Origin of the sequence: Mycobacterium arosiense ATCC BAA-1401 = DSM 45069 (genome assembly GCF_002086125.1) — a bacterium.
GTDB classification, from domain to species: domain Bacteria; phylum Actinomycetota; class Actinomycetes; order Mycobacteriales; family Mycobacteriaceae; genus Mycobacterium; species Mycobacterium arosiense.
Window position 1 is genome coordinate 70,886 of sequence record NZ_MVHG01000008.1, and the last position, 19,741, is coordinate 90,626.

The following is a 19,741-nucleotide window of genomic DNA, read 5'->3' on the forward strand; positions in this document are numbered from 1 at the left end:
TGGTGATGTATCGGGCGACGTGGGTGCCCGTCTTCAGTAGGGCACCCAGGTGCCGTCGAAGTAGGTACCCCATTGGTGAAAGCCGGCATTCCACATCGGTTCATTCGGTGACCACCATGGCCTCGGCGGAGGCGGGGGTGGCACGTCCTGCGCGGCGAATGGCGGCGCGTATTGCGGCGGGGATACGTACCAGTCCGGCATCGCCGGCGGCGGCTTGCACTCCATGGTGACCCGGTTCCACGACATATTGTGATCGCAGTCCGCCGAGGCGAATCCCGGCGTGAGAGTAACCGTCGTCGCCATCCCGATGAAGGCCAACGCGATGACAACCGTCAAACGAGGAACAAACCACCTCATGGTGGGCCTCCCAGTAAGGCCATGTTGAGCTCGGCGTGGTTCAGCTTATTCCGTTGCCGAGTCCACGACCAGGTGAAGACGACACGACGCCGAGCCGGGCGCCTCGTGGCGCTGTGCGCGAGCTGGGCGTTATGCTCGCCTACGCTGTATCAAGTACTTAACATTCGGAGGATGGGTTGCTCGACGCGGAGAAAATCCTGATCACCGGGGCGACGGGCAAAATCGCGTTTCCCATCGCGCGTGCCCTGGCCGCAGCGGGAAACGAGGTATGGGGCGTTGCGCGGATGAAAGATCGCGCGACCCGGCAAAAACTTTCCGACGCCGGGATCAAACCGATCGCACTGGACGTCGGTGCCGACGAATTCTCCGGTCTCCCAGACGATTTCGGCTACGTCTTCCACGCCGCCGTGGACACCGGCACCGACGATTGGATCCAGTGCGTCGAAACGAACGCGCATGCCTCCGGCGAATTGCTCTATCACTGCCGCGCCGCAAAGGGTTTCGTCTTCTGCTCTACCGGCTCGATCTACGCCTACCAGGGCCGGCGACCGCTGACCGAGACCGATCCGCCGGGGGCGCCGCTGCGGGCGAACTACAGCTTCTCCAAGGTCGCCGCGGAGGCGGTGTGCACGTGGGTCGCCAGGCACTTTCAGATCCCGCTCACCATCATCCGGATCTGTTCGACGTACGGGCCCCAGGGCGGTGCGCCCGCCGACCGTCTCGACGCGATGTTGGCGGGCAAGCCCATCCGCCTACATCCCGACCAGCCCAACAACTACAACCCGATCTATGAAGACGACTATGTGGAGCTGGGCATCCGCGCGATGGAAGTCGCCGCGACACCGCCCGTCGTGGTGAACTGGGCCGGCAGTGAAACCGTCAGCGTGGAGGAATACTGCGCCTTCATGGGTGAGCTGGTGGGTGTCGACCCGATTTTCGAGTACACGCCCCAGGCACACACCCCATTGTGGCCGGACGTCACCCTCATGCACGAGGTTCTCGGCCGCACCAAGGTGCCCTGGCGTGAGGGATTTCGACGCATGGTCGCGGCCCGCCATCCCGAAATCCCGCTGTATCACCACGATTCGACGAGAGCCTGAGGACCAACGCTATGCATCTTCCCGGGACGCCATCGGATGAGGTCACCGAGATACTTGCCGCCGGGAGTGGCGACATCACCACCCTGTTCGTCTCCATGGCGGCCCGCCACCCCGACGGGAACGACGCCGAGTACCTGCGCTGGCACAGCCTGGATCATCGCCCGGAGCAACACCGCCTGCGTGCGGTGCGCGCCTCGTTGCGGGTGGTGTCCACGCCGGCCTGCCGCTCGGCACGCGCGGTCAGCGACGGGCCGTTGGATGCGGTCGACCACGTGATGACGTACTTCTTCACCGACACGGCGGGGTTGCGCGATTTCAACGAACTGTCGACGGCGCTGGGAGATGCCGGCCGCAAGCTCCCACTGCTGCCGCCGGTGGAGCGTGGCGTCTATGAGGTGCGACGCAAAGCTGCCGCGCCGCGGGTCAAGCTCGGGTCGGACGTCCTGCCCTGGCTGCCCGTGCGGGGCGCGTTCGTGTTGGTCGAGCGGGGAGCGGCGTCGCCGGACCCGCTGGTGGACGTCGAGGGCGTCGCCGGTGTCTGGTCGGCGGTATCGCGCCGGGTCGACGCCAGCTTGGCCAGCGCACAAGAGAACCAGACGATCACGTATTGCTTCCTGGACGACGATCCGATCGCCACCGCGCAGCGGCTGCGGCCGGTGCTCAAGGCCCGCTGGGCCGAACCGGGCATCGAAGCGTTATTCGCCGCACCATTTTCGCGGTCGTTCCATTCGAGTGGGATCGCTATGTGCCGTAAGAAAGGGGACGAATGCGCATCGGCTTGATGGTCGGCTCCGACAAGGAGCGCCGACGCGCCGACCGGCTTGCCGGCCTGATCGACGACGCCGTCGCGGCCGAAAGCGACGGTTTCACCGCGTTTTGGATGCCCCAGGTCCCGGGCTATCTCGACGCGTTGACCGCCGTGGCGCTGATCGGGCGGGCCACCGACCGCATCGAGATCGGAACGGCGGTCGTACCGATTCAGACTCGCCATCCGATGATCATGGCGCAACAAGCCCTGACCACCCAGGTCGCATGCGGCGGGCGGTTCACGCTCGGCATCGGGCCTTCGCATCATTGGATCGTCAACTCGCAGCTGGGATTGCCCTATGACCGCCCGGCGCGGCTGATGGGTGACTATCTCGACGTGCTCGTCGCGTCCTTCGCCGGCCCGGGCACCGTGGATGTCGACAACGAAAACTATTGCGTTCATTCGCCGGTCGACGTCGCGGACGACTTGGAGGTGCCGGTGCTGTTGTCGGCGCTCGGCCCGACGATGCTGCAACTCGCCGGCGAGCGGGCCGGTGGCACCATCCTGTGGATGGCCGACGAGCGCGCGATCGGCGACCACGTCGTTCCGCGCCTCACCGCGGCGGCCGGGCGGGCCGGGCGGCCCGCGCCACGGATCGTCGCCGGTGTTCCCGTCGCGCTCTGCTCGAACGGCGAGGTGGACGCTGCTCGCGGCTACGCCAGCGAGGTGCTCGGGCACGCGGACTTTTCGCCGAACTATGTACGACTGCTGCAACACGGTGACGCCCAGGACGTCGGCGACACGATGGCGGCGGGCGACGAGGCGGCCGTCCTGGATCGGTTGCGCCGCTACCGCGATGCGGGTGTCACCGACCTCGCGGTGCGAATCGTGCCGTTGGGCACAGACATTGAAGAGCGAATCAAGTCGCGAAGCCGAACTCAGCAGTTCCTGTCGTCCCTGTGTCCTGCTTTGTGATCAGCGCGAGGGCAGACCGAGGACGCGCTGGGCGATGATGTTGCGCTGGATCTCCGACGTGCCGCCCGCGATGGTACCCGCATAGCTGCTGATGTAACGCGCGAACCAGCTGGCGGTGAAAAGATCGGGGGCGTAAGGGTTGTACGGCGCCGTCAGCATTTTGTCGCGCAGACCGTCGGTCCCGGCGGCGTCCAGTGCGTGCCGCAGCGCGCTCTGTTCTGCCTCCGAGCCGAGCACCTTGAGCACGGACAACGCTGCCACGTCCACCTCGCCGCGGGCCGCGCGGCCGAGCGCGGCCGAACCGAGCAGCCGCAGCGCGTAGTAGTCCATCACGATGGTGGCGTAGTGGTCCGTCGTCACCTCGTCGCTCGGCCGGTAGTCCTCGAGCAGTTGCTCGAGCCGGTTCGCGAAGGCCATCCACATCAACGTGCGCTCGTGGCCTAGCGAGCCGTTGGCGACGCGCCATCCGCCATTGAGCGGTCCGACCAGGTTAGCCGCGGGGACCCGGACGTCGTTGAAGAACACCTCGTTGAAGTCCAGCTCGTCGCGGTCGTAGACCGAGGGGAAGGGGCGACGCACCAGCCCGGGAGTATCGGTCGGGATGAGCAGCGCGCTGATTCCCTTGTGCCGTGGAGCATTCGGATCCGTGCGAACAAAGGTCAGGATGACGTCGGCGTCATGGGCGCCGGAGGTCCACACCTTCTGCCCGTTGACCACGAATTCATCACCGACCAATGCGGCCTTTGTCCGCAGCCCGGCCAAGTCGGAGCCGGCTCCGGGCTCGCTCATTCCCAGCGACGCGGTCTTGTCGGCCCGCAGGATCGGGACGGCCCAGCGCCGCTTTTGCTCCTCGGTGCCGAAGGACAACAGCGATGCGGCGATAATGCCGACGCCTTGGGGGTTGAAGCAGTGGTAGATCCGCCGCCGCGACAGCTCCTCGCGATGCACGAACTGCTGCAGGATGTTGGCGTTGCGGCCACCGAATTCCGGCGGGTTGCCGGGCAGTAGCCACCCGTGGTCGAACAGGAGCCGCTGCCAGCGGCGCGACCATTCGGGCACGTGCGAGGTCGACGACGGCCGCTCCGCGGCTTGAGCCTCCGTCGGCAGATGTTCAGTCAGAAATCTGACGAACTCCGCGCGAAACGCCTCTACGCCGGTGTCAAAGGTGAGCTGCACGGCACAACTTTCCGGGTTGAGGACGGCTCAACGCGTGAATCCCCACTCCGCCTCGTTCTCATCGGTTTTGAGGTGCTCGGCGGGATCCTCGGTGTCGGCCAGCGGTGGCTGCGAAGCGCGGGAGGTGCGTTGGCCGATTTCGGTGATGGCGTGCACCGGGCAGTCGAGCAGCGCGCGCATGACCGCGTCGCGATCCGCCTCCGCCACCGTGCCGTCCCCGATGAGGGACGCATACCCCCAGTCGTCCAGCGAGAAGTATCCGGGCGCGTGCTTGGCGCAGATGCCGAAGCCGTCGCAAATGGTGCGATCCAGACGGATTTTCATGCTTGCCTCACAGGTTCCGCCTCGTAGGGACGGTCCGCTCGGAATGCACCGCGGGTGCAGTCCGGGCAGGTGCCGTCGAGGTGGGCGCCGACGTCGTCCGGGAACTGATCGAGCAGGCTGGCGGCGACGTTGGTCGCGGCATCCAGCGTTGCGCACGCGCCGCGTCCACGCAGCAGCACCGACCAGCGGCGCAGCCGTTCGACGTCTTCGGCCGTCGCGGCGCCGTCGCGCAGCGCACCGGCGACCGCGGCCATTGCCGCCGTCCCGTTGAAGCACGATCCGCATTGGCCGGCGTTTTCGCGGTCGAAGTAGGCGAGCACGGATGCGGCCACCGCGACGGGGCAGTCCTCGGTGAGGATCGAAATCGCACCGCAGCCCAGCCCGCTGCCGACGCGTCGCATCGTCTCGTGGTCCAGGCTGGTCTGCAGCACGGAGCGATTGAGCAGACCGGCGAAGTAGCCGCCCATCAGTGCTCCGCGGACCTGGTCGACCGGAACACCGTGCAGGGCAAGCAGTTCCGTGAACGGTAGGCCGTGCGGAAGTTCATACAGCACGGGAGCTCGCCCGCCTCCGGTGATGGTGGCCAGGAAGGTGCCCGGCGACAGCGTCGTGCCCTGCGACCGGAAATCGGCTGACCCGTGGCCCTGCAGGAAGGGGAGGTTGGCCAGGGTCTCGACGTTGCTCACCAGCGTGGGCCGCTCATCGACTCCCGCTTCGAAGGGCCGCGGCGGCTTGTCCGTCGGCTTGGCCGGGCCGCCGTTGATCGCCCGAACCGCGGCCGTCTCCTCGCCGGCCACGTACCCCGGCGCCACCGTGCGCAGGTCGACGGTGACGCCGAGCGCGCCGGGATCCAGCTCTTCGAGCGCGGATTCGATGCTGTGCGCCGATTCCCGGTCGGACACGTAGACGTAGGCGCGGTCGGCGGCAACGATCGCCGCGGCCAGCCGCAGTCCGTCCAGCACGAGGTGAGGCCGAGTGCGCAGCAGCCAGCGGTCCTTCACCGAAGCCGGTTCTCCCTCTTCGCCATTCGCGACGACGACGGGGACACCCAGCAGGCGTCCGTTGTCGCGCACCGACCGCAGCTTCACCGCCATTGGGAACGCCGCACCACCGCGGCCCACCAGGCCGCTGGATTCGACTTCGGTCAAGAATTCGTCGGCGTCGGCAAGCGGGCGGTAGCCACCGAGCTTGCGATAGGACGCCAGGTCTTCGCGGGCTTGCGCGCTCAGCAGCCGCGGCGCGCATCCGGGCAACGTCGCGGTGGCGATGATGGTGGACTCAGTGGTGTTCAAAGCTGGCCTGTCATGGTGTTAGTTAGGCTTGCGCACATGCGAACTGCGGTGGTGCGTGTCAACGTCGACCCGGAGGGCGCGCTCACGTCCGCACGACTACGCGACGGCATGGCGGCTCTCCTCGAGCTGGTGGCCGCGACCGGCGCGGACGTGGTCGATAAGGACCTCGCATCCCTGCCCGCGAGCCGCCGCGAGGTGGAACTGCTCGTTGCGGCCGAGGACGGCGACACGGCCAAGGCCACCGCAATCGGATTGTGCGCCAGCGCGTTCGGCGTCGACCCCGTTGCGGGAGTGATCACCTTCGTCAGCCGGGGAACCGACGACGACGCCTACGGCGTGCTGTCCGCGTTCGGGCTCACCGGTGACGTCGAGCGCATCCCCGGTGATGACGGATTCGACATCGTCCATGTGACCCTGCGCGAGTCCGACCTCGAACGGATTCCGGAAAGCCGCGTGCACACCGCGCTGGAGGCGTCGCTGAATTGCGAGGTCCACATCCGCACCGTGTAGGAAGCTCGACATACGACGTAGCGCCATCACGAATCCAGAAAGTCCAGAATCGCGGGTGCCGCTTGCACCCAGGTGTCGAACATGTTGAAGTGCTGCACCCGGCCGGCGGCGCGGTCTTCGGACGCACGCTCCCAGGCGTCCTCGGGCCACGGCGGGTCGATGAGCTTGGATCCCTTGATCAGGCAGCTGACTTCCAGCGACGTCCGCTTCGGGTGATCCATGTCGTTCTCACCGCCACGAATGATCAACGTGGGGACCTTGATCCGGTCGAACATCTCGTCTTCGACGCCCGGAATCGTCTGCCCCGGCTTGGACACGAAGGCGTTGAGCCAGCGCAGCATGACCTTGAGGAATTCATCGGAGTCGAAGTCCAGGAACCGCTGCTTGTTGGCCGGGTTTTCTTCGATGCGCTCACGCCATTCGGCGACCTTCACCACGCCGTCCATGCCGGTGCCGCGCACCGCGAGGATGCTGGGAATGATGTAGAACGAGCCGAGTACGAAGGTGCCGTAAATGCCGCCGACGATGTTCCACACCACGAGCTTGGTGACCATCTCCGGGTACAGCATCGCGGTGAGCATGGAATCCCGCGCCCCGCCGGAACCTCCGGCCAGAATGCAGCGCTCGAAGCCCAGGCCGGTCACCAGCTTGTGCAGCGTCTCGGCGCGCATGTGGGACTCGCTCTGTCCGTAGAACTGCACATCCGAGGCGCCACAGTTGGGCCGGTCCCACAGCAGCACCCGATAGCCGCCCGCGACCAGCGCGTCGGCCAGCGGACGCAGGCCGGGGATTTCCTTGCTGAACCGGCCGCCCGGCGTCAGCGCAATGAGATCGCCGGAGTCACCGAGGATTTCGTAGACGACATTTCCCCCGTTGATTTCGATAGAAGGCACCCGATTCTCCTGTGGTTAGGCCTGAACCAAAACGTCGTTGCCGACGACGCGCACCGGGTAGGTGCGGATGCTCCATTCCGGCTTGACCGCCGTCGTGCCGGTCGCCAGCTCGAAACCCCATTGGTGCCAAGGGCAGTAGATGTATTCCAGGTCGCGCACCATGACCGAGTCACCCGGTGCGGTCTCATCGACGATGGTGCGCCCCCGGGCTCGTCCCGAACACAGTGGGCCGCCCTGGTGGGGGCAGTAGTTCGCGATGGCGTAGAAAGTTCCGTTGACGTTGTAGACGCCGACGCCGTGGCGTCCGATCGGCACCAGTTTGTGGGTGCCCGGCGGGATTTCGTCTACGGTGGCGACAACGTGCTCGCGGCCCTGGGCGAGACGGGGCTCGGGCCGTTTGGTTTCTTCGGTCAACTCAGAGCACCCGGGTCTGACCCTCGAGGACCGGAACGGTCTCGGGCAGGTGATACGTCGCGATGCCGTTCTTGTACATCACCGCGTCGCGGGCGTACTTGGGCAGGTGTTTGACCAACCAGCGCGGGTCATCGAACGTCCAGTGCGGGTAGTCCGACGAGAAGAGCAGGATCTTTTCGCACTCCATCCATTCCAGCGCGCGGGTCAGTTCGGTCTTGTCCTCGGGATAATCCAGCGGCTGGGTGGTGAACTTGATGTGGTCCTTGACGTACTCGGACGGCTTGCGCTTGATGTCGAGCCACGACTTGCGGGCGTCGTAGATCGCGTCCATGCGCCACATCAGGGGCAGGATCCAGCTGAAGGCGTGCTCGACGAACACGATTCGCAGTGTCGGGAACCGGTCGAAGACGCCGTCGAAGATCAGGCTCATCACCTGGTTGGCCGCCAGCAGGGAGTAGGTCACCATGAAGTCGTGGTTGTAGCTGGGGAATCCCACCGGGGGGATCGGCAGCTCGTCGAACTGGCTGCGGGACAGGTGGCAGCTCACGGTGATGTCATTTTTGGTGGCCGCCGCCCAGATCGGGTCGTACTTCGGGTGACCCCAGGACGGCCGCGGCTCGGCCTTGATCAAGATCTGCGCCATGAACGGGTGCCCGGCCCAGCGTTCGATCTCGCGCACCGACTCCTCCGGCTCCTCGATCGCAATGCAAATCGAGCCGCGCCACCGCTCGTGCCAGTTGTTCTGACTGTCCAGCCAGTGATTGGCCTGCCAGTCGTTGAGCGCGGCCGACATCGCGTGCTGCGCTTCGGGTAGACGCGCCGGATAGGCCGCCGGCTCCAGGATCGCGATGTCGGAGCCGGCCTCCATGATCAGCTGGCGAAACGCCAAATCCGGGTCGCTGCAAGGGAACTCGCCGTTGGGCGGAAACGAGTCCACCCGCATCGCATAGGAGTGCGCGTAGTCCGGGGCGTCATAGTAGATCTGCTCACCAACGGTGCGGGTGAGGAAGTACTTGCTGCGCCACGGCTCGGGGATGTACGGGAGCAGCTCTCCGCGCTTGGGGGCCGGGTGGACATCCGAGTCGACGCAGCGGACGGCTATGCGCTCGGTAGCGGGAACCCGCTCCTGCGAATGGGTCAACGTCATCTGGCTCTCCTCAGTCTTTCGCGATACTTCTACTGTGCGCCCACCCCGGCGGGGATGTCTATGCCATAGAGCTGGGCCGCGTTGCGCCAGCACAGCTTCTCGCGCTGCTCGGCGGACAACGCCCTGGGCAGCTTGCTGACATCGCCGCATTGCCAGTGTGGATAGCTCGAGCCGAACATCACCATGTCGTCCTTACCGGTGAAGCCGAACCATTCGCCGGCGAATTCGGTGTCGCCAGGACCATCGAGACTGCCCTGGACGAAGAACACGTGACCGGGCAGGTAATCGCTGGGAATCCGCGGGGCCCACGGTGTCTGCTCCAGGTGCGGGCGGCCAAAGGTGTCCATCCGCCAGATGAACGGCGTCACGAAGTCCGCGGCGCCATCGCCCCAAACGAACTTCAGGCCGTCAAATCGCTCGAACACTCCCTCGGCGATCATGTTCATCAGGTGATAGATGTAGTTCAGCGCCATGAAGCTGACGTACTGCTCGTAAGTCCTGGTATTCCCGTTCGGCGTCGGTGGAAAAGCGATACCCGAGCCGACCTCGATGTGCGCCGCAACGGGCAGTCCGGCGTCGACGGCGGCCTCCCAGATCGGCCAGAACTGCGGTTTGCCGTAGAGCTCGCGGGATTGCAGCGGGACGCCGATCTGGACCACCCGGGGATGCGCACGCCACCTCTCGATCTCGCGCAGCGCGCCGGGGATGTCGTCGGGGTTGACCCGGATGGTGCCGCGCAACCGCTCGCCGAACTGGCTGGACTCCAGCCAGTTCGACACCATCATGTCGTTGTGCGCGGCGTGCAGTGCGCTACCCAGGTGCCGGTCCGGCATGATGCCGCGCGCCATCGGATGCAGCACCGCCACATCGACGCCGCGCTTCGAAAACAGTTCATTGGCAACAAAATCCGGGTCCGAACCGGGATACTGGCGATCCGGGCCCTCGGTGTTGGGCGCGTACTCACCGCCGGGGGCGCCGTACCAGTCCATCTCGTAGTCGGGAAACCCGCGGCTCTTGAACGGCTCGCGCAGGGTCTTGCGCAGCGCCTTAGTGGACGGGAAGAAGATGTGCACGCTCGCGTCGATCAGCGGGGTGCTGGTTCCGTCGGCGTGTGTGATCACCAGAGCCACCCTTCGGCTGCGGAAGCAAAAGCCGGCCGCGCGAAATCATAGGATAGCCAATCTAACATTCTGCTCAGTGGTCCATCAACGGGTTTCCGGTAAGCATTTCGTTTAATCATCGTCGCTGGTGGCGGGCCTTTTGCGAGGGTAGGAGCAAGTATCGTTCTTTATTATGGATAATACCATTCTCCGAGTTGGCGGACGGACGCGATCCGCAGGCCTCGTCGCCCCGGCCGCCGATGCGATGGCTAGTTCGATGAACCCACTGTCACACCCGCGGCCCGCTCGAACGGTTTGATCACCGCCGTGAAATCGGAGTCGGGCCCCTCGTCGCGGGCGAGCGCCTCCCAGATCCGGCCGATCGTCTCGGCCTCGGCGGGCACCGCGAGCGCCCGCGCTTCGTCGAGGTAAAGACGCACATCCTTGAGCATCAGGCCAGCGGCGAAGCGTATGCCACGGGAAGGCCCATGTTTCCGAGTCCGATGAACCCGACCGCCACGCCGCGCCCCTAGTCCCGGTCCAGATCGGCGAACGTCTCACCGGCGATGCGAAAGCTGTCGACGGCGGCCGGCACGCCGGCGTAGATGGCCACCTGCAGGAAGACCTCGCGGATCTCCTCGCGGGTGACGCCGTTGGTCAGTGCCGCCTTGATGTGCGTGCGCAATTCGTTGGGCCGGTTGAGCACCGAGATCATCGCCAGGTTGAGCACGCTGCGGGTCTTCCGGGGTAGCTCTTCACGACCCCACACGGCACCCCAGCAGTATTCGGTGACGAGATCTTGCAAGGGCGCGGTGAAGTCATCCGCGTCGGCCAGGGCGCGGTTGACGTATTCTTCGCCCAGCACCTCGGAGCGGATGTACAGCCCCCGCTGGTAGGTGTCGCGATCCAATGCACTTCTCCCTTCAGTTCGGGGCAGCGGTCCCCGATGTCGTCGTCCGTACGCTGCCGAGGTTCCGATTGCCTGAGCGCAGTCTTGCACCGTGTCCGCCGGGCGCGGTCTACAGTCGAGCTTCAAATGGACCTGCCCGCCCGTGCTCTCGTTGCCGTGGGTGAGTGCCGCCGCATGATCGTCAACGAATATTTGTGCGGCGGTTGGGAATACGAGCTGATAGTGCGGAGCTGGGCGACTCTAGGCGTCGAGGAGAAGCGGTGACCGAAGCGAGCGCGGACATCTGGGAAGTGATGTCGACGGCCCGGACGATCAGGCGCCCGCTGGCCGAATTCGTCAACCTCGACCCCTGGGACAACGCGGCTGACGGCCTCGTAACCAGCAGTTAGATCGCTGGCGAAAGTCCGCCCTTGCCGGCCCCCCGGGTGTTCCCATGCCCGGATTCAGAGATTATTACTTCCGCAACCGAGAATGGTATTCTCGCCGTGACAGTCACGACGAGAGGCGGCGCGGATGCTGTTGGAGTTCGATGCTGACCAGCGACTGTGGCAGGACACGGTGCGCGACGCCGTCGCGAAGCAGTGCCCGCCGTCGTTGGTGCGCAGTGTGGCCGAAGAGGGCGTCGACCCCAGCCCGTTGTGGAAATCGTATGTAGATCAGGGGTGGACCGAGCTCAGCGATCCCGACAGCGCCGTCGAGCTTGCCATCGTGCTCGAGCAGCTCGGCCACGCCACCGACCCCACCCCGTTCCTGGCGACGATGAGCCAGTTCGGGCCGCTCGCCGCGGACCGCTTCGACCCCCACCAGTCGGGCACCGCGGTCTACGGCGGGGTCGGCGCGCACCGCGACGCCGAGGGTTGGGTAATGGAGGGCACGGCGCGGCACGTGCTCGACGGAGATCGCGCGGATCGGCTGGCGGTGGTGACCGACGCCGGGGTGTTCCTGGTCGCCTCCAGCCAGGTGTCGGCCCGGCGCGCGGCGGTGTTCGATCCGGTACTGCACGTCGCCGACCTGTCGTTCCCGCAGGTTCGGGTGCCCGACAGTGACCGGCTGACCGTCGACGCGGAACGCGCTCACCATTTCGCGCTGACCGGCATGGCGATCACGATGGTCGGCGCCTGCCAACGCATCCTGGACCTGGTGCTCGAGCACGTGAGTAGCCGCCAGCAGTTCGGCGTGCCGATCGGCTCGTTCCAGGCCGTGCAGCACAAGGCCGCCGACATGCACGTCGCTGTGCAACGGGCGCGTGCGCTCGCCTACTTCGCCGCGTTGACGATCGCGGCCGACGATCCCCGGCGCCGACTGGCGGCCGCGATGGCCAAGGCGTCGGCCGGCGAATGCCAGTCGCTGGTCTTCCGGCACGGTTTACAGCTGCATGGCGCAATGGGATTCACCTGGGAGAACGACCTGCAGTTTGCGCTGAAACGCGCTAAGGCGGGCGAGCTGATGCTCGGCGGCGCGGCGGAGCACCGGGCGCGAATCGCGGAGGAATACCGTGCAGCTGACTTTTGATTCCGACGTCGAGGAGTTCCGGGCGGAGTTCTCGGCCTTCCTCGACCAAAACCTGCCTGCCGCAAGCGAAACGCTCGAGCGCCCGCGGTCGGTCTCACACATGCCGCAGTGGGCCCGCGACTGGCAGCGGCTGTTGTTCGACAACGGCTGGTTGCTGCCCAGCCAGCCGCCGGAATTCGGCGGGCGCAACGCAACGGTCATTCAGCAGTTCGTCTACCTCGAAGAACTGAGCCGCCGGCGGATCTACCACAGCTTCAACCCGCAAGGTGTGAATATCGTTGCGGCGTCGCTGTTGTCGTTCGGCAGCGACGAGCAGAAGCGGCGTTGGGCGGTACCGATCCTGCGGGCCGAGATCACGGCGTCACTCGGCATGAGCGAACCGAGCGCGGGCTCCGACCTGGCGTCCCTGCGCACCCGCGCGGTGCTCGATGGCGATCACTTCGTGGTCAATGGCCAAAAGGTGTGGACCTCCGGTGCCCACGACGCCGACGTTTTGCTGACGTTCGTGCGGACCAACCCGGATGTGCCGAAGCACAAGGGAATCAGCGCGCTCGTCATCCCCACCGATACCCCGGGGCTGGTGCGCCGGCCGTTCCCGTCTATCTGCGGTGCCGACGATCTGGATTTCAACGAGGTGTTCTTCACCGACGTGCGGGTGCCGGCCGAGAACCTGGTCGGTGAGCTCGACCAGGGGTGGCGGGTGGCCAACGGGTCGCTGGGGCACGAACGCACCATGATGTGGCTGGGATTCGCCGATCGCCTGGAGAACATGATCGACGACTTCCATCCCAGCACCGACGTCGAGCGTGACCAATACGCCAGCACCATCATGGACAAGCAGGCCCTGCGGCTGTTGGGTTCGGCGGCCCTGGCGCGCGCCGCGCGCGGCGAAGACGACGTGGCCGCGATCTCGGTGCTCAAGCTCCTCGGTTCCGAAGCCGAGTTGCGTGGCATGGAACTGGCGCTGACCTCCGCTGGATCCGATGGGCTGGTGCACCCGGGCCTGACGGGGCCGTACGCGCACATGAACCTCGACCACTACTTCGCCAGTTGGTTCGAGCGCTACGCCCGCAGCTTTTCCGGCACCATCGCCGGCGGCACCTCCGAAATCCAGCGCAACATCATCGCCCAGCGGGTACTCGGCCTGCCGCGCGGCTAGGGCGGTCACAGGGCTTTCCGAGAGGCGATGCTGGACAAGGCGATCCGGTTCACGCCCCGGGGTGTGCGGCTGGCCGGGGAAGCGACGGTCGAACAGCCGACCGGCGCCTAGACCGGGTCGAATTTGGTGATCAGCCAGGCACCGTTGATCCGGGTCAAACTCACCAGCACGCTGCTGGAAGCCATCGCGGGGTCGGGATTGTCCTTGCTGGTGGTGCTCTGATCGACCAGCACCAGCACGACCGCCGAATTCGCATGCAATTCCTGGACCGCGGCCCCCAACACCCGGGCGTTGGTTTTCAGTGACTTCTGCTTGGCTGCCGGCGCCACGATCTGTTCGGTGAACTGGTTGTAGTACGACAGAAAGTCGCCGGACAGATGAGTCTTGGCGTTGGCGAAATCTTTGTCGAGCGAGTCGGGCGAGTACGACAGCAACGCGACGGTTCCGTCGGACGCCGCATTGGCGACCGCGCTCGCCACGCTGGCGTCGGTCTGCTTGTCGGGCCGGTACACCTTGAAGTACAGCCACGCCGCCGCGCCGCCGGAAAGCAGCAGCAGCACGATCAGCGTCACGGGAACGAGTTTGACCTTGCGCCGCCGACGGGGAGCGCTAATTTGGTCGCGATCGGTTTGTTCGGCAGCGTCGTCGGCGGTGTCGATGCTGGGCTGGTCCTCGCTCACGGAATGAACTCCACGTTGGACATCTTGTATTGCCCGCCGTCGTTTTTGACGGTCACCTTGAGCCGCCAATTGCGTGGTTCGTCTTTGGCGCCCGCGGCGTTGGTGATGCGCGACGTCGCCGCGACGAGAACCAACGCGAAATCCCCGTTCACGGATTGCACGGCCGCCGCATTCACGGTGCCCTGGGTGACCACTTTGGACTGCTCGACGACGGTCGTGAAATCCTTTGCACGCGCTTGGAAGTCGTCCCGGAACTGGCCGGTCGAGCTGTCGATCACCCGTTGGACGTCCTCCTTGGCCTTATTGAAGTCCATGGAAGTCAGGTTGACGACACCTTGCTTGGCTCCCGCGAGAAAGTTCGCGGCGCGCTGGTTGCGCTCGGTGGTTTCATGGCGGTTCCACATCATGTATCCGCTGGCGCCGACGAAGGCGCAGATGAGGACGATGACCGCCGCTTTCCACGCCACCGACCACGAGGGCAGCCGCAGCCGCCGTCGAGAGCGGGCCGGCTTGGCTTGCGCTTCTGTCTCTTCGGCGGTTTCGTCGGCGGCTTCGTCCGCGGTCTGGGTTGCGTCGGTGTCCGTTGCCTCGGCGGGGTCGGTGACGTCGTCGCCGGTCTCCGGCTCGGCGGCGCCGATTTCGCCCTCGACGGCGCCGGTTTCGTCCTCGTCGGCGTCCGGTGCCTCTTGCGCGGTCTCGGCCTCAGCCTGGGCCAGCGCCTCACGCCGGAGGCGGGCGGCACGAGCGCGGGCGCGCGCCGCGGCGGCCAGCGCCTCGGCTTCGGCGGCCTCGGCCTCGGCCTCCTCGAGCAACGCCTGCACGTCGGCTTTCGAAGTGGCCTTATCGTCCGGCGCCTTCTTCTCCTCAGCCATCGTGCCTACTGCCCGTCGCCGTCATGATCGACCGACTCCTGTACCCCTCACGCGGCTACCATCGCACGAGCGAGAACGGCCAGCTGTTGGTGCCCCCCGGTCCGCCGCCGCAGCCGGTGTCGAACGTCGAGTCGACCTGACCCGCCAGCGTCGCCGCGTCCCACGAGTAGACGTCATGCGAGGGAAAGAACTGGACCACGCAGCGCACACCGAAGGGATCATCGACGGCCATGGTGTAGCGGCCGTTGGACAGCTGGGCGTCCCCCCTCCAGGGCGCCGCTTGCCCGTTGGGCTGCGGAGTCGCGTAAACCTGAGCGCATCCCGGCGCCGGATGGACGCACGGGTTGATCGACCAAATCCAGCTGTGCCCGGGATCCCGGCTCGTGTCCACTCTGTAGTTGGCAAACAGCATGTCCGCGTGGGCGCTCGGCGTGACAGTCAGCGCGGCCATGGCCAGCGCAAGGCCGATTGCGAAAGTCTTCACCGATGCGTCTCCCTCTCTGCGCACGCGTTTGGCTCAAATATAAGACGCGGTCACGCTGAACAGGCCGACTCGCAAAATCTGGGCGGCTCAGTCGATGACCGCGGCTTCCTTGCGTTCGGTGATCGGTCGGGCGAGTTCCTGTTCGTCGCAGATACGCTGAAGCTTCTCCAGCGTTTCGTCGAGGCCGGCTCCGACCTTGCGGCCGGGCGTGAAAGATGCCGGCAGCTTGCGCATGCCCTGGATGACACCGATGGTCTCGTAATGAACGGTGCCCTCCGGGTCGCATTTGTAGTCGGGCATCCGGTCGAGGACCGCGGTGAGCATGGACTTGAACACCGTGCGTGCCACGTTCGAGCCGATGCACCGGTGGATGCCCAGCCCGAAGCTGAAGTGCCGGTTGCCTTTACGGTCGAGGATTATCTGGTCGGGGTCGTGGAACACTGATGGGTCGCGGTTGGCCATCGCCCACGAAATCCAGAGCCGCTCACCCTCTTTGAACTGGGTGCCGTCGAGTTCGGTGTCCTCGGAGAAGGTCCGGCCATCCCCGGGCGCGGGGGTGAAGTAGCGCAAGAACTCCTCGGTCGCGGGATCGAGCAGGGTCTTGCGCTCGTCGCTGAGCAGCTGTCGTTGCTCGGGGTGCTCCGAAAGCCATTCCAGCGAGTGGGCGGTCAGGGCCGTCGTGGTGTCGAAGCCGCCGCCGATGACCAGGCCCAGGTTCCCCAGGATTTCCAGCTCCGGGGCCGGCTCACCGTCGATGCGCATCTCGAGCAGGCCGTTGACGATTCCGGGCCTCGGGTTTGCGCGGATCTCGATCATGTTGTTGACCATGTCGAGCCCCATCTCGCGGTGCATCGCGGTGACGCGCTCGATGTCGGGGGAGTGCTCGGGCGTGTACACCGCGGCGTGCACCGGCTCGCTGTACATGTTCCACTTCTTCAGCGGGATGCCCAGCATTGCCAGTGTGAAGACGGCGGGCACGACATTGGCGAGGTCGTCCACGAAGTCGATGCGGCCACTTTCGATCTTCTCGTCGAGGCAGGCGCGGGTCACGTCGTCGATGAATGGTTCCCAGCGCTTGATCGCCGCGGGTGACAGATACGGATTGAGCACGGTTCGGTAGATGCGGTGCTCGGGGTCGTCCATCTCCAGGATCCCGCCGCGCACCGCGCTGACCCGGCTGGCCGTGGGGATCGAAATGCCTTTGTAGCCCCGGCGTTCGCTGTGGATGTCGTGATCGTTGGAGACGGCGGGGCAGCGGGCCAGCTCGAACACCTCGTGACTGCCGGCCGCCACCCAGTGGCCGCCATAGGTTTCCGTCCAGGCCATCGGGCACTTCGCGTGCATCTCTTCGGTGATCGCCTTGAACTTCGACCGGTACTCCGGGGAGTGCCGGTCGAAGTGGTACCGGTTCTTCTTGCGGTCGCTGTCATTGACGACGTCGTCGACGCTCAATGCTCTGTCTCCCTATGTCTTTCGGTAGCTACGGAGCCGGTGCCGGCTCAGGCGTCGTCGGTGATCATGATGGCCTGCTCCGGGCAGGACTGCGCGGCCTCACGCACCTGGTCCTCGCGATCGGCGGGCACCACCTCGTCGATCGCGGACGAACTGCCGTCGATGTCGCTGAGCTGAAACGATTCCGGAGCGATCATCGCGCACAGGGTGTGGCCCTGGCACCGTTGCGAATCCACCCAGACCTTCATGGGTTTTCTCCTCTCACACTTACCGGGCACCGCTGACGATTCGCCACCGCTCAGGTGTTGCGGCCTCCGTTGACGCCCAAGATCTGACCGGTGATGTAGCCGGCCTCCTCGGACACCAGGAACGCGCATGCCGCCGCGATGTCCTCGGGGGTGCCCATCCGGCGCACCGGCGTCCGCGCGATGGTCTCGTCGATATCGCCCAAGAATCCATTCTTCTCGGCCGCGCGCAGCATCGGGGTGTCGATGAAGCCCGGCGGCACCGCGTTGACCGTGATGCCCTTGGGTCCGTACTCGAGTGCGAGCGACTTCGTCAGGCCGTTGACCGCCGACTTGGCCGCCACATAATGACTCATGTACGGCGCACCGGAGTGCGTGCTCGACGACGAGATGTTGACGATGCGCCCCCATCCCGCCTCGACCATGTCGGGAAGCACCGCCTGGACGGTATGGAAAACGCCGTTGAGGTTGACGTCGATCACCCGCTGCCAGTCCGCGAAGGTGATGTTGTTGAACTTCTTGAACCCGTCGAGGCCGGCGGCATTGACCAGAACCGTCACCGGCCCGAGTTGAGTGCGGATGGCCGACAGCGCCGCATCCACTTGCGACCGATCGGTGACGTCAGCGGTGAAGGCGAACTCGGCTTCCGACGGCCGCAGGTCGATGGAGGCGACATTCAGACCGTCGGCCCGCAGGCGCCGCGCGACGGCGAGGCCGATGCCGGATCCGCCGCCGGTGACTACCGCAGTCTTCATGTGGACGCCTCTGCTCCGGAGGGGGCCATTTCAGTCACAAAGAATCTCCCTTGCAATTATGAGAACCTTACTCTCCGCGCGGAGCGGGGTGCAACATGCGCCCAACACCGCGTCCGGCCTGCGGGGAAAGGCCCTGGCCGACAGTGTACGGCCGGTTGCGGCCCTGGTCAGGGGCCCGATCTTATTCCTGAAACTTTCTTGAATTATCGAAACTCGAATGTAAGATTCGCCGGGGAAGAGAATGAAATTATCGTGACCGCCACCACACCAGGGGGTACGGAATGCCTGCCCAGAACACGGCAGAGCCCGCCACTGGGACCGCAGCGGACATCGCAATAACGGCCGTCTCAGTGAAAGGAGCCGGCGTATGAGGCCGCTCGAAGGCGTCCGAGTCCTCGAAGTCGCCATGTACGGGTTCGTGCCGTCGGCGGGCGCGGTGCTCGCCGAATGGGGTGCCGACGTGGTCAAGGTCGAGCACGCGGTGACCGGTGACCCGCAACGTGGACTGCGACAGACCGGGATGCTGCGCGTCGAAGGCGATCCCAACCCGAACATCGAGCACGCCAACCGCGGCAAGCGCAGCATCGGTCTGGACATGTCCGTGCCGGAGGGTAAGGAGGTGCTCTACGAGCTGGCTCGTCGCTCGGACGTGTTCCTTACCAGCTTCCTGCCCGACCACCGGCGAAAGTTCGGCATCGATGTCGACGACATCCGGGCGATGAACCCGAAGATCGTCTACGCGCGCGGCAGCGCGCTCGGCCCGCGCGGTGAAGAGTCGACCAAAGGCGGCTACGACATGACCGCCTTCTGGTGCCGGGCCGGCACGGCCGCCACCATCACTCCGGCCGGCATGCCGGGCATGATCGCACCGCCCGGACCGGCGTACGGCGACACCATCTCGGGTACCAACCTGGCCGGCGGCATCGCGGCGGCGCTGCTCAAGCGCGAGCGCACGGGCGAGCCGTCCGTCGTCGATGTGTCGCTGCTGGGCAGCGGGTTGTGGTCGATGGGACACACGGTTGCGCTGACAAAGCATCTGAACCAGCGGCTGGAAGCGCCGCCGCCGGGCGTGCACGGCGCGCCCAACAACCCGCTGGTGGGTTTGTACACGACGTCCGACGGCCGCTACATCTCCTTCGTGATGATGCAGCCCACCAAGTTCTGGGCCGACGTGTGCCGCCACGTCGACCTGCCGGAGTTGGCCGATGACCCGCGCTTCGACAGCGTGGAAAACATCGCCGCCAACACCGCGGACGCGGTCGAACTGCTGACCAAGGCCATCGCCGGCCGCACGCTGGCCGAGTGGAGCGAGCGCTTCGCCACGCTTTCCGGGCCATGGGCACCCGTGCAGGACACCTTGCAAGCGGCCGAGGATTCGCAGATCCGCTCGAACGAGTACATGGTGCGGGCGGGTGAACTCGAGCTGGTGGCCAACCCGGTACAGTTCGACGTCGCAGCGCCCGAGACGGGGCCGGCCCCCGGATTCGCAGAGCAGACCGACGAGATCCTGATGGAGCTAGGCCTCGACTGGGACCGCATCATCGAACTCAAGACGGCCGGCGCCGTCACGTGAGCACTACTTGGACTGGAGCCCACCCCGAAATGCTTGAGCCGACAGTCGCTTGCGTTAAGACGC

The 19,741-nt window shown here is 65.8% G+C and carries 22 protein-coding genes and 2 pseudogenes; 8 read left to right on the top strand and 16 right to left on the bottom strand.

Annotated elements, in window-relative coordinates:
- Positions 1-33: 33 nt before the first annotated feature.
- Positions 34-336: a hypothetical protein gene (locus BST14_RS05890; protein WP_245845321.1), complete on the bottom strand. Its 303-nt coding sequence runs from the start codon at positions 334-336 to the stop codon at positions 34-36.
- A gap of 197 nt (positions 337-533) precedes the next feature.
- On the opposite strand from BST14_RS05890, the gene BST14_RS05895 reads away from it, so the two are divergent.
- The 3 genes and pseudogenes from BST14_RS05895 to BST14_RS05905 all read left to right on the top strand — a co-directional run bounded on the left by BST14_RS05895 (position 534) and on the right by BST14_RS05905 (position 3,180).
- Complete coding sequence (locus BST14_RS05895) at positions 534-1,457, top strand: NAD-dependent epimerase/dehydratase family protein (RefSeq protein WP_083063640.1); 924 nt, start codon at positions 534-536, stop codon at positions 1,455-1,457.
- Positions 1,458-1,468: 11 nt separating this feature from the next.
- Positions 1,469-2,211, top strand: a pseudogene (locus tag BST14_RS05900) (hypothetical protein).
- Positions 2,212-2,223: 12 nt separating this feature from the next.
- Complete coding sequence (locus tag BST14_RS05905) at positions 2,224-3,180, top strand: LLM class F420-dependent oxidoreductase (protein ID WP_083063641.1); 957 nt, start codon at positions 2,224-2,226, stop codon at positions 3,178-3,180.
- Here BST14_RS05905 and BST14_RS05910 read toward each other — a convergent pair whose 3' ends face one another.
- The 3 genes from BST14_RS05910 to BST14_RS05920 are packed head-to-tail and all read right to left on the bottom strand — an operon-like array spanning position 3,181 to position 5,972.
- Positions 3,181-4,356 carry an acyl-CoA dehydrogenase family protein gene (locus tag BST14_RS05910; RefSeq protein ID WP_083063642.1) on the bottom strand — a complete coding sequence of 392 codons (1,176 nt, stop codon included), beginning with the start codon at positions 4,354-4,356 and terminating at the stop codon, positions 3,181-3,183.
- A 27-nt stretch (positions 4,357-4,383) separates the two neighbouring features.
- Positions 4,384-4,680, bottom strand: coding sequence for a ferredoxin (locus BST14_RS05915; protein ID WP_083063643.1), 297 nt, complete (start codon positions 4,678-4,680; stop codon positions 4,384-4,386).
- A complete protein-coding gene (locus BST14_RS05920) occupies positions 4,677-5,972 on the bottom strand; it encodes an NADH-ubiquinone oxidoreductase-F iron-sulfur binding region domain-containing protein (protein ID WP_083063644.1) in 1,296 nt (431 codons plus the stop codon). The genes BST14_RS05915 and BST14_RS05920 overlap by 4 nt, the downstream gene beginning before the upstream one ends.
- A 36-nt stretch (positions 5,973-6,008) precedes the next feature.
- On the opposite strand from BST14_RS05920, the gene BST14_RS05925 reads away from it, so the two are divergent.
- A complete protein-coding gene (locus BST14_RS05925; protein ID WP_083063645.1) occupies positions 6,009-6,482 on the top strand; it encodes a hypothetical protein in 474 nt (157 codons plus the stop codon).
- 26 nt (positions 6,483-6,508) lie between these two features.
- Here the strand turns inward: BST14_RS05925 and BST14_RS05930 are convergent, their stop codons facing one another.
- The 6 genes and pseudogenes from BST14_RS05930 to BST14_RS05955 form a co-directional block, all read right to left on the bottom strand.
- Positions 6,509-7,375, bottom strand: coding sequence for an alpha/beta fold hydrolase (locus BST14_RS05930; RefSeq protein ID WP_083063646.1), 867 nt, complete (start codon positions 7,373-7,375; stop codon positions 6,509-6,511).
- A gap of 15 nt (positions 7,376-7,390) precedes the next feature.
- The gene (locus tag BST14_RS05935) at positions 7,391-7,789 is read right to left on the bottom strand and encodes a Rieske (2Fe-2S) protein (RefSeq protein ID WP_064882584.1); all 399 of its coding nucleotides are present in this window, start codon (positions 7,787-7,789) and stop codon (positions 7,391-7,393) included.
- Between the two features lies 1 nt (position 7,790).
- A complete protein-coding gene (locus BST14_RS05940) occupies positions 7,791-8,936 on the bottom strand; it encodes an amidohydrolase family protein (protein ID WP_083063647.1) in 1,146 nt (381 codons plus the stop codon).
- A 29-nt stretch (positions 8,937-8,965) separates the two neighbouring features.
- Positions 8,966-10,057, bottom strand: a complete 1,092-nt coding sequence (locus BST14_RS05945) for an amidohydrolase family protein (protein ID WP_083063687.1) — start codon at positions 10,055-10,057, stop codon at positions 8,966-8,968.
- Positions 10,058-10,305: 248 nt separating this feature from the next.
- A pseudogene (locus BST14_RS05950) lies at positions 10,306-10,503 on the bottom strand (NAD-binding protein); the annotation flags it as partial.
- A gap of 62 nt (positions 10,504-10,565) precedes the next feature.
- Entirely contained in the window at positions 10,566-10,946 is a 381-nt protein-coding gene (locus tag BST14_RS05955; RefSeq protein WP_083063648.1) for a carboxymuconolactone decarboxylase family protein, read from the bottom strand.
- Between the two features lie 260 nt (positions 10,947-11,206).
- Between BST14_RS05955 and BST14_RS31375 the strand changes: the two genes are divergently transcribed.
- The 3 genes from BST14_RS31375 to BST14_RS05965 all read left to right on the top strand — a co-directional run bounded on the left by BST14_RS31375 (position 11,207) and on the right by BST14_RS05965 (position 13,617).
- The gene (locus BST14_RS31375) at positions 11,207-11,335 is read left to right on the top strand and encodes a hypothetical protein (RefSeq protein ID WP_281252795.1); all 129 of its coding nucleotides are present in this window, start codon (positions 11,207-11,209) and stop codon (positions 11,333-11,335) included.
- Between the two features lie 124 nt (positions 11,336-11,459).
- Complete coding sequence (locus tag BST14_RS05960) at positions 11,460-12,458, top strand: acyl-CoA dehydrogenase family protein (protein ID WP_083063649.1); 999 nt, start codon at positions 11,460-11,462, stop codon at positions 12,456-12,458.
- Entirely contained in the window at positions 12,442-13,617 is a 1,176-nt protein-coding gene (locus tag BST14_RS05965) for an acyl-CoA dehydrogenase family protein (RefSeq protein WP_083063650.1), read from the top strand. The genes BST14_RS05960 and BST14_RS05965 overlap by 17 nt, the downstream gene beginning before the upstream one ends.
- Before the next feature lie 107 nt (positions 13,618-13,724).
- Here the strand turns inward: BST14_RS05965 and BST14_RS05970 are convergent, their stop codons facing one another.
- The 6 genes from BST14_RS05970 to BST14_RS05995 form a co-directional block, all read right to left on the bottom strand.
- On the bottom strand, positions 13,725-14,297 hold the full coding sequence (locus BST14_RS05970) for a hypothetical protein (protein WP_083063651.1): 573 nt from the start codon (positions 14,295-14,297) through the stop codon (positions 13,725-13,727).
- Positions 14,294-15,169, bottom strand: a complete 876-nt coding sequence (locus tag BST14_RS05975) for an Rv1363c family protein (RefSeq protein WP_083063652.1) — start codon at positions 15,167-15,169, stop codon at positions 14,294-14,296. The genes BST14_RS05970 and BST14_RS05975 overlap by 4 nt, the downstream gene beginning before the upstream one ends.
- Positions 15,170-15,224: 55 nt before the next feature.
- Entirely contained in the window at positions 15,225-15,620 is a 396-nt protein-coding gene (locus tag BST14_RS05980) for a hypothetical protein (protein WP_083063688.1), read from the bottom strand.
- 120 nt (positions 15,621-15,740) lie between these two features.
- Entirely contained in the window at positions 15,741-17,105 is a 1,365-nt protein-coding gene (locus BST14_RS05985; RefSeq protein ID WP_083063653.1) for a cytochrome P450, read from the bottom strand.
- Between the two features lie 47 nt (positions 17,106-17,152).
- Positions 17,153-17,353, bottom strand: a complete 201-nt coding sequence (locus BST14_RS05990; protein ID WP_007777307.1) for a ferredoxin — start codon at positions 17,351-17,353, stop codon at positions 17,153-17,155.
- Positions 17,354-17,403: 50 nt separating this feature from the next.
- Positions 17,404-18,105 carry an SDR family NAD(P)-dependent oxidoreductase gene (locus BST14_RS05995; protein ID WP_083063654.1) on the bottom strand — a complete coding sequence of 234 codons (702 nt, stop codon included), beginning with the start codon at positions 18,103-18,105 and terminating at the stop codon, positions 17,404-17,406.
- 367 nt (positions 18,106-18,472) lie between these two features.
- Between BST14_RS05995 and BST14_RS06000 the strand changes: the two genes are divergently transcribed.
- Positions 18,473-19,678 (top strand): CaiB/BaiF CoA transferase family protein, encoded by a 1,206-nt coding sequence (locus BST14_RS06000; RefSeq protein ID WP_083063655.1) that lies wholly within the window; start codon positions 18,473-18,475, stop codon positions 19,676-19,678.
- Positions 19,679-19,741: the final 63 nt, after the last annotated feature.